The sequence below is a fragment of the Levilinea saccharolytica genome (assembly GCF_001306035.1).
GTDB classification, from domain to species: Bacteria; Chloroflexota; Anaerolineae; order Anaerolineales; family Anaerolineaceae; genus Levilinea; species Levilinea saccharolytica.
The window spans coordinates 1-12,828 of sequence record NZ_LGCM01000045.1; the positions used below are offsets into that span (position 1 = coordinate 1).

Below are 12,828 nucleotides of genomic sequence, written 5' to 3' on the forward strand. Positions count from 1 at the left end.
CCAAGTTCTGGCAGGACCTGGGCTCCATGGACGGCAAATGGCTGGCCGTGCCCGTCAAGGCCGACATCAAGTCCATCGTCTGGTACTCCCCCGTCCAGTTTGAAGCCTTCGGCTACACGCCTCCCGCCACCTTCGAAGAGCTTGAAGCCCTGGTGGAGAAAATGATCGCCGACGGCAACATCCCCTGGTCGATGGGCATGGAATCCGGCGCCGCCACCGGTTGGACTGGCTCCGACTTCATCCAGGATATCCTCCTCGCCCAGCAAGGCCCGCAGTACGTCATGGATCTCATCTCCGGCAAGGTCGCCTATAACGACGCCGGGGTGGTCAAGGCTTACGAAACCTACGCCAAATGGGCCGCTTCCGACAAGCACACCGTCGGCGGCGCCACCGGCACTGTCTCCACTCCCTTCCTGGATGCCATCTACAAGGTCTTCGCCGATCCCGCCGAGGCCATGATGGTCAAGCAGTCCGGTTTCGCCGGTGGTGAGGTGGCCAAGAAGTTCCCCACCCTCGAATACGGCACCGACTATGATTTCTTCCCCTTCCCCGGCGCCAAGGGCATGCAGGGTGGGGCCGACTACATGATGGCCTTCTCGGACTCACCCGCTGCCAAGGCTCTGGTGGGCTACCTCACCGGTGCCGCCGGTGCCGAGACCTGGGCCTCTGTCGGCTTTGACCTCTCCCCCAACAAGCTGGCCGACGGCAAATACACCGACGCCCAGCTCACCAAGAAGGCCGCTGCCCTCTCCGCCGCCGCGGGTTTCACCCCTGACCTGGGCGACACCATCCCTGCTCCCTTCGGTGAAGCCGAATGGAAGGCCATCATCGCCGTCGTGCAGGGTACCGCCGCCGCTGAGGCGCTGGCCCCTGCCGCCGCCGCGCAGGCCGAAGCCTTGAAATAAACTGTTTTCAGGGGATGGGGCGTTTCCGCCCCATCCCCTCCCCCCGTTCGACTCCAAACCCACTTCACCCCTGTTTCACCCCGCCATACCGCCGCATCGCGAGCGAATGAACCCTTTCAAGCTGCCCCCGCGGGCCGCGAAGGAGAAACCGAATGAACACTCCAACGATCATGAAACAAAGCCGCTGGGTTCCGTGGCTGTACCTGGCCCCGGCTTTGTTGGTCATGGCGGTGTTTGTGCTGTACCCCATGTTCAACACCTTTGTCTTGAGTTTCATGGACAAAACCGGCACGCAGTCGGCTGCGGTGAGCTGCGTCGCGGGTCAGCCCTGCTGGGGCTCCTTTGAAAATTACCGCTACGCCCTCACCAACCCTGAAATGCTGCAAGCCCTGCGCAATAATGCCTTGTGGCTGCTGCTGATGGTTCCCGGCACGGTCATCACCGGCCTGCTGTTCGCCGTGCTGGCCGACCGGGTGCGCTATGAGGCCCTGGCCAAAGCCATCATCTTTATGCCCATGGCCATCTCCTTTGTGGGCGCGGGCATCATCTGGCGCTTCGTGTACTACATCGAAACCGGCTCCGGCCAACAGATCGGCCTGCTCAACGCCGTGCTGGTGGCCTTTGGCGGCCAGCCGGTGGCCTGGCTGAGCAACCCCGCCTTTAACAATTTTGCCCTGATGATCGTGGGCGTATGGCTGTGGGCGGGCTTTTGCATGACGATCCTCTCCGCGGCCTTAAAATCGGTGCCCGCTGAAATCTTAGAGGCAGCCCGCGTGGACGGTGCGCGCGAAGTGGAAGTCTTTTTCCAAATCATGCTGCCCATCATCATGCCCACCATCCTGGTGGTCACCACCACCATGGTCATCAACGTCCTCAAGATCTTCGATATCGTTTTCGTGCTCACCGGCGGCAATTTTGGCACCGAAGTCATCGCCAACCGTATGTTCAAGTTGATTGTCACCGACACCGGCCGCTCCATGGCCATCGCCGTGCTGCTGGTGCTGCTCACCATCCCGGTGCTGATCTTCAACGTCAACCGCTTCCGCCAGCAGGAGGCTTCGCGATGAAACCCTTCCAGCGGCTTAACCGCATTTTCAACCATCTGCCGGTGCATCTGGCTCTGATTTTGATGTGCGTGGCGTGGGTACTGCCTACGATGGGCCTGTTTGTCACCTCCTTTCGCAACAGCGAAGACGTGCGCACCACCGGTTGGTGGACGGCCCTGGCCGCCCGCCAGACCCCCGGCGAGCCGGAATACACCACCTACTGCGCCTCCTGCCACGGGGCCGACGGCAAAGCCCTGCCCGCCGCCGATTTGAGCGACCCGACTTTGATCGAAAAATATCCGCGCTCCAACCGCCTGTTGGCCATGCTGCGCAAAGAAATCAACGGCCAGCCGCATCTAACCGACCCCGCCCTGCCCGAAAACCCTAACGAGGCCCTGGAAAAGCTCTCCCCCATCCTGACCTATATGCAGGACTTCTCCGGCAGCAGTCAGGACCAGTCGCGCTTCACCCTGCGCAACTATGCTGACGCGCTGGTGGGCTATAAAGGCACGCAAAACTACCTCACCGATTGTGAACAGGGGGTCGAAAGCGCCCTGAGCAAGTTCAAATGCACCGCCGCCGACCTGCTTAACCCCGAAGGCATGGGGCGTGCCTTTGTGAACTCGCTGCTGGTGGCCGTGCCCTCCACCCTGCTGCCCATTCTGCTGGCGGCCTTCGCGGCCTACGCCTTCGCCTGGATGGATTTCAAGGGCCGCATGTGGCTGTTTGCCCTGCTGGTGGGGCTGCAAATCGTCCCCCTGCAAATGACCCTGGTGCCCATCGCGCGCATGTACGTCAGCCTGGGCATGGAAGGCAGCTTCATCGGGATCTGGCTTTTCCACACCGGTTTCGGTCTGCCCTACGCCATCTATCTGCTGCGCAACTATCTCAGCGGTCTGCCCAAAGAGGTGTTTGAATCCGTCTATCTGGACGGGGCCAACCATTGGACCGCCTTCTGGCAGCTGGCCATTCCTTTGGCCACCCCCGCCATCGCCTCGCTGGCCATCTTCCAATTCCTGTGGATTTGGAACGACTTCCTGGTGGCCAAGATCTTCCTGTCCAATAACCCCGTGCTCACCGTACAGATCACCAATTTGATTGACCCGCGCGGCGGCAACTGGCATATCCTCACCGGCGCGGCCTTCTTGTCCTTCCTGGTTCCTATGATCGTTTTCTTCGGCTTCCAGCGCTACTTTGTGCGCGGGATGCTGGCCGGCTCGGTAAAGGGCTAGGCCCACTCTACGACTGCCGTCCGTTTGGGCGGCCCCCCGCCGACAGCCTCATCGACCCACAGCCAGTCACCCGGCTGGCTGTGGGCGGGCTGCGCGCGGCAGAAAGGAATTTGTTTCCATGTCTCAAGCCTGGTATAAAAACGCCGTCTTTTATCAAATTTACACCCGCGCCTTCGCCGACAGTTCGGGCAACGGCTACGGCGACCTGCGCGGCGTGATTCAGCACCTCGACCACCTGCAAGCCCTGGGCGTGGACTGCATCTGGCTCATGCCCATCTACCCCTCGCCGCGCAAAGATGACGGTTATGATATCTCCGATTTTTACAGCATTGACCCCCAATACGGCACGCTGGACGACCTGAAAGAGCTGGTGGCCCAGGTGCACGCGCGCGGCATGCACATCATCATGGACCTGGTGCTCAACCACACCTCCGACCAACACGCCTGGTTCCAGAGCGCCCGTTCCGACCCAGCCTCCCCCTACCGCGAATATTACGTGTGGAGCGACACCGATCAGAAATACAGCGACGCCCGCATCATCTTCCTGGACACCGAAAAATCCAACTGGACTTGGGATGAGCAGGCCGGGCAGTATTATTGGCATCGCTTCTACAGTTCACAACCTGACTTAAACTATGACAGCCCGCGCGTGCAGGAAGAAATGCTCAACGTGGTGCGCTTTTGGCTGGAGCTGGGCATTGACGGCTTCCGCGCCGACGCCGTGCCCTACCTCTTCGAACGCGAGGGCAGCAACTGTGAGAATTTGCCCGAAACGCATCAGTACCTCAAACGCCTGCGCGCCTTTATTGACCAGCACTTCCCCCAGGCCATCCTGCTGTGCGAGGCCAACCAGTGGCCCGAAGACGTGCGCCCCTATTTCGGCGACGGCGACGAATTTCACATGGGCTTCCATTTCCCCGTCATGCCGCGCATTTTCATGTCCCTGCGCCAGGGCCGCCGCGACTCGCTGGAATGGATCCTCGACCGCACCCCGCCCATCCCCGAAAACTGCCAGTGGTGCACCTTCCTGCGCAACCACGATGAACTCACCCTGGAAATGGTCACCGAGGAAGAACGCCAGTGGATGTGGCAGGAATACGCTCCCGACCCGCGCATGCGCCTGAACCTGGGCATCCGCCGCCGCCTGGCCCCCCTGCTGGGAAACGACCGCCGCAAAATTGAGCTGGCCTACTCGCTGCTCTTCACCCTCCCCGGCTCGCCCATCGTATACTATGGGGATGAAATCGGCATGGGCGACAACATCTGGCTCTTCGACCGCAACGGCGTGCGCACCCCCATGCAGTGGACCTCTGGCCTCAATGCCGGTTTTTCCAGCGCGCCCGCCGATAAGCTGTACGCCCCCATCATCGCTGAACCGCCCTTCGCCCCTGCCCAGGTGAACCTGGCGGATCAGCGCAGCGATCCCGGCTCGCTGTATAACCTGGTGCGACGCCTCATCCAGGTGCGCAAGCGCACCCCCTCCCTCTCCTGCACCCATTTCGAATGGCTGCGCGCGCTGCCGCCCGCGGTAGCCGCCTACCGCCGCTGCGCCCAGGGTGAAATTGCCCTGATCCTCAACAACCTTTCGGATCAGCCGGTACAGTTTTCTCTGACTGCCGACCTGCCCGCAGGGTCGCTGTGTACCGATCTGATCACCGGCGCGGCTTTCCCCGCACCCTCCGAATGGGTTCTCTCCCCGCACCAATACCGCTGGCTGCGCCTTCACTAATCTTCACCGCAGCCTACCCAACAGAAAGCCCGGCCTTGCTCACCGGGCTTTCTCTTTATTTACCGAGTTGCTTTAAAGCCCAAAAGCGCGTACACTATCCAGATCATTTTGCCTTGAAAGGATCCCCTCACCATGCCCCGAAAAATTACCTTCCGCGAACGGTTTCAGTACTGGCAGGACAACCTCTTCTCCCGCGGCACCGCTGCCCTGATTGGGGCATTGTTCGTCCTTTCCTTCTTGATCATCGCCGTCGGCGCGGCGGCCGTCGTTTTGGGCGGGGACCTCACCTCGCCCCCCGGCGGTGAACGCCTCAGCCTGGGCGAAGCCATGTGGGAAGCCCTCATGCGCACCCTGGACGCCGGAACCATGGGCGGCGATCAGGGCTGGGGCTTTCGCCTGGTGATGCTCTTTGTCACCATCGGCGGCGTGTTCGTCATCTCCAGCCTCATCGGCGTGCTCTCAGCCGGGGTCGAAGAGCGCCTGGCGCAGCTGCGCAAGGGCCGCTCACGCGTGTTGGAAAGCAACCACACCGTCATCCTGGGCTGGTCGGAGCAGGTCTTCACCATCCTGTCGGAACTGGCAATTGCTAACCAAAACCAGAAACGCCCCTGCATCGTCGTCATGGGCGACGAGGATAAAGTCGTCATGGAAGAGGAGATCGCCGCCAAGGTGGCAGACCTGGGCAGCACTCGCCTGGTGTGCCGCAGCGGCAGCCCCATGGAAATGTCGGATCTGCGCATCGCCAACATCAACCAGGCCAAAGCCATCATTGTCGTTTCGCCCAACACCCCCGAAGCCGATGCCGAGGTGATTAAAACCGTCCTGGCCATCACCAACCACCCCGACCGCCGCCCAGAGAAATACAATATCGTCGCTGAAATTCACGATGTTAAAAATATGGACGCCGCCCGCGTGGTGGGCAAAGATGAAGTCGAATGGGTGCTGGTTGGCGACCTGATCGCGCGCATCATCGCCCAAACCAGCCGCCAATCGGGCCTGTCGGTGGTCTACACCGAACTGCTCGATTTTGGCGGGGATGAAATTTACTTCACCCGCCAGCCCAGCCTGACCGGCAAAACCTACGGTGAGGTGCTCAACGCCTTTGAAAAAAACGCCGTCCTGGGCTTGCAGCGCCCCGGTCAACTGGCCCGCCTGAACCCGCCTATGGATACGGTCTTGAGCACGGAGGATGAGCTGATCGTCATTGCTGAGGATGACGACAAAATTGCCCTGGACGGCCGCGCCCAGCCAGACACGAGCCGCATTCTGCAAACCCCCCACAGCCCCCAGGCCCCCGAACACAACCTGATCCTGGGCTGGAACTTGCGCGGGCGCTCCATCCTCACCGAGCTGGATGCGTATGTGGCCCCCGGCTCCGTCGTTCACGTGGTGGCCGACCGCGAGGATTTTGGCGACCTGGAATGGCTCCACGACCAGATGCACAACCAGAAAATCATCTTCCGTTCCGGCGATACCACCGACCGGCGCGTGCTGGAAAGCCTGGGTTTGGATCAGGTGCAGCACATCATCTTACTATGCTATTCCGACACCCTCGAACCGCAGCAGGCCGACGCCCGCACCCTCATCTCTCTGCTGCACCTGCGCGATCTGGCCGACCGCCAGGGCTACACCTATTCCATCGTCTCCGAAATGCTCGACATCCGCAACCGCAACCTGGCGGATGTGACCCGTGCGGACGACTTCATCGTCAGCGATAAGCTCGTCAGCCTGATGCTGGCCCAGGTGAGCGAAAACGCCAATCTCAACGCAGTCTTTGCCGACATTTTTGACCCCGAAGGGGCCGAGATTTACCTCAAGCCCGCTAGCGATTACGTTGCGGCGGGTCAGGGGGTGCAGTTTGCCACCCTGATCGAAGCCGCCCGCCAGCGCGGGGAAACGGCCATCGGCTACCGCCTGGCGGCGCAGTCGAAGGACGCTTCGCAGATGTACGGCGTTCACCTGAACCCGGTAAAATCCCAAACCGTCACCCTGACCGCCGCCGACCGGCTGATCGTCCTGGCCGAATCCTAGGCCGTTTCGCCTATCCCTTGTCCCTCTCAGGAGTTGCCATGACCGCCACACCCCCGCTGTTTGAACCCAACTTGCAGCCCGAGGCGATTCTCTCACCCCAAGCGCCCACCATCGAAAACGGCGGCTCGCCGCGCTATGTGCTGTGTTTTTTCCATGATGTGCTGTCCCGCCTGCACCAAAACGGCCTGCTGCGCCCAGTGGGCTATGTGGCCTCTGAAATCGGCCGCAACCCCATCTACGAGCTGCAGCAGCCCGGCGAGCGCGTGCTGGTGGTGCACCCCGGCGTGGGCGCGCCCCTGGCTGTCGGCTTCCTGGAAGAACTCATCGCCGCCGGGGGGCAGAAGTTCATCGTCTGCGGCGGCTGCGGCGTCATTGACCGCGATATCGCCGCCGGGCATCTGGTGATCCTTACCAGCGCCGTGCGCGACGAGGGCACGTCCTACCACTACCTGCCGCACTCGCGCGAGGCCTTCCCTGCCCCCGCCGCGGTGGCTGCCCTGCAAAGCGTGGTGGAAGGGCGCGGTCTGGATTACAGACTGGGCAAGGCCTGGACCACCGACGCCATTTACCGCGAAACCATCCAACGGCGTGAGCAGCGTCTGGCGGACGGCTGCTGTGTGGTGGAGATGGAAGCCTCGGCTTTGTTTGCGGCGGCCGCCTTCCGCCAGGTGACATTGGGGCAAATTGTCTACGGCGGCGACCTGGTCGTTCCCGACGGTTGGGATAAACGCGCCTGGCACGAGCGTGCCGACGACCGCGAGCTGCTTTTCTGGCTGGCGGTCGAGGCGGTGTTGGCGATCCCGTAATATCCCCCCGAATCAAAAAAACGGCCTGCCGTACACGGCAGGCCGTTTCATGTACGCAATCCGAAATCCCTAGGCTGCCGCCTGCATGGCCGCATCGCCGTACAGCTTGCGGTGCACCACGCTCAGCGCGCGCACCTGCTCGGCGGCATGGTAAGACGACCGCACCAGCGGGGCGCTCTCTACCCAGCGGAAGCCGATCTCCAGCCCGTAGCGCTTGATCTCCGCAAACTCCTCCAGGGTGTAATAGCGCGCAATCGCCAGGTGCTGGCGCGAAGGCTGCAAATACTGGCCGATGGTCAAAATATCCACCCCCCAGGAGCGCAGATCGCGCATCACTTCCTTCACCTCGTCCATCGTCTCGCCCAACCCCACCATCATGCCCGATTTGGTCAGCACCTCGGGATCCATGCGCTTGGCGTTGGTCAGGGTGGCCTGAGACCATTCGTAACGGTCCTGCGGCTGCACCTGCTTAAACAGGCGCGGAACCGTCTCCACATTGTGGTTCAAAATCTCCGGCCGGGCCTGCATGACGATATCCAGGGCGGAAGGGCTGCCCTTGAAATCCGGAATCAGCACCTCAATGGAGCAGCCGGGCTGCAGGGCGCGGATGCGGCGGATGACCATCGCAAAAATCGGCGCGCCGCCGTCTTTGCGCTCATCGCGGTTCACGCTGGTGATCACGGCATGGCGCAGGCCCATGGCCTTCACCGCCTGCCCCACCCGCTCCGGCTCCAGCCAGTCCATGGCCTGCGGCTGGCCGTGCTTAATATCGCAGAAACCGCACGAGCGCGTGCAGATATCACCCATAATTAAAAACGTGGCTGTGCCGCTGCCCCAGCACTCACCCATATTTGGGCAGCCCGCTTCTTCACACACCGTGTGCAGCGCCTTGCGCCGCATCAAGGATTGAAGCCATTCATACGTTTCACCCGACGGCGCGCGCACTTTGATCCAATCCGGGCGGCGCAGAGGGGTGGTATCCAATTTTTGTGGATCCACACGATCACGAGTAGGGTTTGCAGGCATGGTGACCTCCTGGGGGTGATTATAAAGGTAAACGGGAAGAATTTCAAATTACCCCAGTCAGCCCCGCCCGTAATCCGTGATATACTGCAAGCAATCCCACCCTGTGAGGCGCACACGTATGCTCTATCTGGTGGCAACCCCCATCGGCAATTTAGGCGATATCACCCTGCGCGCGCTGGAAGTCCTGCGCACGGTGGACCTGGTGGTCAGCGAAGACACCCGCACCACCGGTTTCCTGCTCAAGCACTTTGAGATCAAAAAGCCCCAGATGGCCTTCCACGAATACAACGAAATCCGCGCCCTGCCGCGCATTTTGGACACCCTGCGCAGCGGCCAATCCGTGGCGGTGGTCACAGACGCGGGCAGCCCGGCGGTCAGCGACCCTGGGTTCGTGCTGGTGCGCAGCGTGCTGGCCGAGGGTCTGCCCGTCACGGCCATCCCCGGCCCCACCGCGGTCATCCCTGCCCTGGTGCTCTCCGGCCTGCCCGTGCACAGCTTCACCTTTCGCGGTTTCCCCCCGCGCAAAAGCGGCGCCCGCCGCCGTTTTTTGGCCGTGGATTTAACCTCCCCGCACACCCTCATCTTTTACGAATCACCCCACCGCCTAGTGAGCTTTTTGGAAGACGCCCAGGCCGTGTTCGGCGACCGGCGCGCCGCCCTGGCCAACGACCTGACCAAAATGTTCGAGGCCGTTTTCCGCGGGCGGCTGAGCGAATGTATCGCCCACCTGCAGGCCGTCCCGCCCCGCGGCGAATACACCGTGGTCATCGAAGGCGCCGCGGCTGAGCCCGAAGCCGAAGGTGAGGACGGGGCCGAACCTGCCCCCAAACCGGGCAAGCGCAACAAATACCCGCGCCAACCGGCCGAGGACTGAGACCCCCATGCACCGCTTTTTCCTGCCGCCCGAAGCCTTCCAGGCCGATACCGTGCATTTCCCCCCCGAAACCGCCCATCAGATCCGGCGGGTGCTGCGCCTGGGGGCCGGGGCCGAGGTGTTGGCCCTGGATAACCAGGGCTGGCAGTACCGCGTGCAGTTAACCGGGGACGACCTGGGGCAGGTGCTCAGCCGCCAGGCAGCCGCGGGCGAACCCGCCCTGCACCTGACCCTTTACCTGGCCCTCACCCAGCGCGAAAAATTTGAATGGGCGCTGCAAAAATGCACCGAAGCCGGGGTTTCGGCCTTTGTGCCCTTTGTCTCCACCCGCTCCCTGGTGCAGGACGCCCAGGACGCGCACAAAAAGCTGCCGCGCTGGCAAAAGATCGTGCAGGAAGCCGCCGAGCAAAGCGGCCGCGGGCGCATTCCCCCCGTGGCGGCCCCCCTGCCCTGGGCTGGCGCCCTGAAAAGCGCCCAGGCAGCCAGCCTGCGCTGGATCGCCTGGGAGGAGGAACAGCAAACCGGCCTACGCGCAGCCCTGCGCGGCCTGTCCCCCGCCCCCGGCCAGACCGCCGCCGTGTTCATCGGCCCCGAGGGGGGCTTTACCCCCGCCGAGGTGGAGCAGGCGCGCCAAAGCGGCTGCCAGCCGCTCAGCCTGGGGCCGCGCATCCTGCGTATGGAAACCGCCGCCCTGGCGGCGGCGGTCTTGTTGGTGTACGAATTGGGCTGAGGCAGCCTCAGGCGCCGTCGTCCTCCGGCGGCGCGGTGGGGCCGTAATCCAACACCTCGCGCACCTGGGTGTTGGGCTGCACCGGGCCCACAATCCCTTTTTCTTCCATCGCGTCAATCAAACGCGCCGCGCGGGTGTAGCCGATGCGCATGCGCCGCTGGAGCATGGTGATGGAGGCCCGCCCCTCGCGCCGCACCAGATCCACCGCGTCCTTCATCAAAGGATCGCCGCCCTCTTCCATATCCTCCCACAGCGCTCCCTGATGCAGCGGTACGCCCGCCGGAATCCATTCGCCGGAGGACATGGGCTGCGGCGTCCCCGAAGTTGAACCCAAACGCGCCGACTCATCCCGCCAATAATCCACCACCCGCTGAATTTCCACATCGGAAACATACACACCCTGCAGGCGCACCGGCGCCGAGGCGTCGGGGGCCTGGAAGAGCATATCCCCGCGCCCCAACAGGCGCTCAGCCCCAGGTTGATCCAAAATGACGCGGCTGTCAATGCCCGAAGCCACCATAAAGGCCACCCGCGCCGGGAAATTGGCCTTGATCAGGCCGGTCACCACGTCCACCGAAGGGCGCTGCGTGGCCAAAATCAGGTGAATGCCGGTGGCGCGCGCCAGCTGCGCCAGGCGGGTGATGGTGCGCTCGGTTTCGTCCGGCGAAAGCATCATCAAATCGGCCAGCTCGTCAATCACCACCACCAGATAGGGCAGCTTTTCGGCAGGGAAGCGGGTGTTAAATTCCTGAATATTGCGCACGCCGCTGCGCGAAAACTTGTGGTAGCGGCTGTCCATCTCGCGCATCATCCACTGCAGCGCGCCGATGACCCGATCGGCCTCCACCACCACCGGAGCCAGCAGGTGGGGGATGCCGTTGTAGCCGGTCAGCTCCACCCGTTTGGGGTCCACCAGCACCAGGCGCAGATCCGAAGGGGTGTTGTTCAGCAGAAAACCGGCCAAAATGGCGTTCACGCACACCGATTTGCCCGAACCGGTGGTGCCCGCGATGAGCAGGTGCGGCATGGCCGACAGGTCGTAGGCCGCCGGGTGCCCGGCCACATCCTTGCCCAGGGCAAAGCGCAGGCCGGAGCGCAGGCGTTGGAAACGTTCCGATTCGATCACCTCGCGCAGGCTCACGCGGCTGATTTCCAAATTGGGCACTTCGATGCCCACATAGCTGCGCCCGGGCACGGGGGCCTGAATACGGATGCGCGGGGCGGCCAAAGCCAGGGCCAAATCATCCGCCAGGCTGGCGATCTTGCCCACGCGCACACGCGTGCGGCCGGTGCGCGTCTCCACAAAATCTGGCTCCACCCCAAACTGGGTCACGGTGGGGCCGGGGTTGACCTCCACCACATGGCAGGGGGCGCCAAAGGAAGCCAGGGTCTCTTCAATCAGCCGCGCCCGCTCCTGGTTGCTGGTGTTCTGCACCGCCGCCGGGGTGGGCGGGTCTAAAATGTCCTCCACTGCGGGCAGAGTCCAGGCGATGGACACCGCCGGAACTGGCGCCGCCGCGGGGCGCGCACCTTCTGCTGTCTGGGATGCCTCGCTCACCGCCCCCGCCGGGGTGGGCTCTGCCGCCGCTGGAAGCGGGCTTTGACCCGCGGGCGCGGGACGGACGCCGCCGCTGCGCTGGGGCAGGGGCGCGTATTCGGGCGGCAGGGGCGTATATACGGGGGGTTCCCCCGCGGGCGTGCTGGCCGCCGTTGAGCGGCTTTCGGCCTCCGGCGCGGGCTGCCGCACCCGTTCCCACAGGGGCCGCAGCCAACCGAGCAGCTCCGGAACAGTCACATCCAGCGCCAGGGCCAGTCCCAAAATGAGCCAGGCGATGAGGGCCACCACCGCCCCCGGCCCGCCCAGGGTGGATACCAGCAGCCGCTCCAGCGCGCCGCCCACATACCCACCGCCGCGGCCCGCGCTGGCCAGTTCCCAGCCGCCGCCAAACAGCAGATGCAGCCAGGTCAGCAGATTCAGGAAGAGCAAAATCAACCCCAGGCTGCGCTCCCCCGAAAGCACCGGCAGGCGCTCCACGTTGCGGAACACCAGCCACAGTCCAAAGCCCACCAGCAGCACCGGCAGCACCAAAGCCCCCCAACCCGCCGCCTTGTATAAGAAAGTCACCCACCAGCCGGTCAGCAGGCCGTTTTCCGAAGAGAGCAGGGCCAGCAGGCTGAGCAGCCCCACCAGGGCCAGCGCGCCCCCCAAAATATCCAGCTTGCGCTCGGCGGAAAGCCCCTGGAACTGCCAGGAGGGCAGCCGGGGCGCAGGGGGGGGTGAAGAAGAGCGGCGTCCGCTGCGGCGTGAAAGCAGCCCCGCGGATTTGCTTTGCCGGGCGGGTTTAGCCGCGCTGCGCGGGCGCACGGCAGGCTTGGCCGCGCCTTTGGAGACCGGTTTGGCCATGGATTTGGGGGCCGCTTTGCGCGGCGTGGGTTTACTGGGAGACAC

Annotated in this window: 10 protein-coding genes; 8 read left to right on the forward strand and 2 right to left on the reverse strand. The window is 63.4% G+C overall.

The window, feature by feature from the left end; all coding sequences use genetic code 11:
* The 6 genes from ADN01_RS12885 to ADN01_RS12910 all read left to right on the forward strand — a co-directional run.
* On the forward strand, window positions 1–905 hold a 905-nt coding region (locus ADN01_RS12885; RefSeq protein WP_075071190.1), incomplete at its 5' end, for an ABC transporter substrate-binding protein.
* 152 nt (window positions 906–1,057) lie between these two features.
* The gene (locus tag ADN01_RS12890) at window positions 1,058–1,972 is read left to right on the forward strand and encodes a carbohydrate ABC transporter permease (RefSeq protein WP_201778683.1); all 915 of its coding nucleotides are present in this window, start codon (window positions 1,058–1,060) and stop codon (window positions 1,970–1,972) included.
* Entirely contained in the window at window positions 1,969–3,183 is a 1,215-nt protein-coding gene (locus ADN01_RS12895; protein ID WP_062417400.1) for a carbohydrate ABC transporter permease, read from the forward strand. Before ADN01_RS12890 ends, ADN01_RS12895 begins: the two co-directional genes overlap by 4 nt.
* A gap of 118 nt (window positions 3,184–3,301) precedes the next feature.
* Window positions 3,302–4,912, forward strand: a complete 1,611-nt coding sequence (treS, locus tag ADN01_RS12900) for a maltose alpha-D-glucosyltransferase (protein ID WP_062417399.1) — start codon at window positions 3,302–3,304, stop codon at window positions 4,910–4,912.
* Window positions 4,913–5,044: 132 nt separating this feature from the next.
* A complete protein-coding gene (locus tag ADN01_RS12905; protein ID WP_062417398.1) occupies window positions 5,045–6,943 on the forward strand; it encodes a CASTOR/POLLUX-related putative ion channel in 1,899 nt (632 codons plus the stop codon).
* A 38-nt stretch (window positions 6,944–6,981) separates the two neighbouring features.
* The gene (locus tag ADN01_RS12910; protein WP_062417397.1) at window positions 6,982–7,749 is read left to right on the forward strand and encodes a nucleoside phosphorylase; all 768 of its coding nucleotides are present in this window, start codon (window positions 6,982–6,984) and stop codon (window positions 7,747–7,749) included.
* A 69-nt stretch (window positions 7,750–7,818) separates the two neighbouring features.
* Here the strand turns inward: ADN01_RS12910 and lipA are convergent, their stop codons facing one another.
* Window positions 7,819–8,775 carry a lipoyl synthase gene (lipA, locus tag ADN01_RS12915; protein ID WP_062417396.1) on the reverse strand — a complete coding sequence of 319 codons (957 nt, stop codon included), beginning with the start codon at window positions 8,773–8,775 and terminating at the stop codon, window positions 7,819–7,821.
* Between the two features lie 118 nt (window positions 8,776–8,893).
* Here lipA and rsmI point away from each other — a divergent pair, with 118 nt between their 5' ends.
* Window positions 8,894–9,649, forward strand: coding sequence for a 16S rRNA (cytidine(1402)-2'-O)-methyltransferase (gene rsmI / locus ADN01_RS12920; protein ID WP_075071191.1), 756 nt, complete (start codon window positions 8,894–8,896; stop codon window positions 9,647–9,649).
* Window positions 9,650–9,656: 7 nt separating this feature from the next.
* Entirely contained in the window at window positions 9,657–10,379 is a 723-nt protein-coding gene (locus ADN01_RS12925) for an RsmE family RNA methyltransferase (protein ID WP_062417395.1), read from the forward strand.
* Between the two features lie 7 nt (window positions 10,380–10,386).
* Here ADN01_RS12925 and ADN01_RS12930 read toward each other — a convergent pair whose 3' ends face one another.
* Window positions 10,387–12,828, reverse strand: coding sequence for a DNA translocase FtsK (locus ADN01_RS12930; RefSeq protein ID WP_062417394.1), 2,442 nt, complete (start codon window positions 12,826–12,828; stop codon window positions 10,387–10,389).

What these genes read in the sequence shown, in the direction of transcription:
- ADN01_RS12890 (WP_201778683.1), top strand. Translation starts at nt 1,058, where the DNA reads ATGAACACTCCAACGATCATGAAACAAAGCCGCTGGGTTCCGTGGCTG.
- ADN01_RS12895 (WP_062417400.1), top strand. Translation starts at nt 1,969, where the DNA reads ATGAAACCCTTCCAGCGGCTTAACCGCATTTTCAACCATCTGCCGGTG.
- treS (WP_062417399.1), top strand. Translation starts at nt 3,302, where the DNA reads ATGTCTCAAGCCTGGTATAAAAACGCCGTCTTTTATCAAATTTACACC.
- ADN01_RS12905 (WP_062417398.1), top strand. Translation starts at nt 5,045, where the DNA reads ATGCCCCGAAAAATTACCTTCCGCGAACGGTTTCAGTACTGGCAGGAC.
- ADN01_RS12910 (WP_062417397.1), top strand. Translation starts at nt 6,982, where the DNA reads ATGACCGCCACACCCCCGCTGTTTGAACCCAACTTGCAGCCCGAGGCG.
- lipA (WP_062417396.1), bottom strand. Translation starts at nt 8,775, where the DNA reads ATGCCTGCAAACCCTACTCGTGATCGTGTGGATCCACAAAAATTGGAT.
- rsmI (WP_075071191.1), top strand. Translation starts at nt 8,894, where the DNA reads ATGCTCTATCTGGTGGCAACCCCCATCGGCAATTTAGGCGATATCACC.
- ADN01_RS12925 (WP_062417395.1), top strand. Translation starts at nt 9,657, where the DNA reads ATGCACCGCTTTTTCCTGCCGCCCGAAGCCTTCCAGGCCGATACCGTG.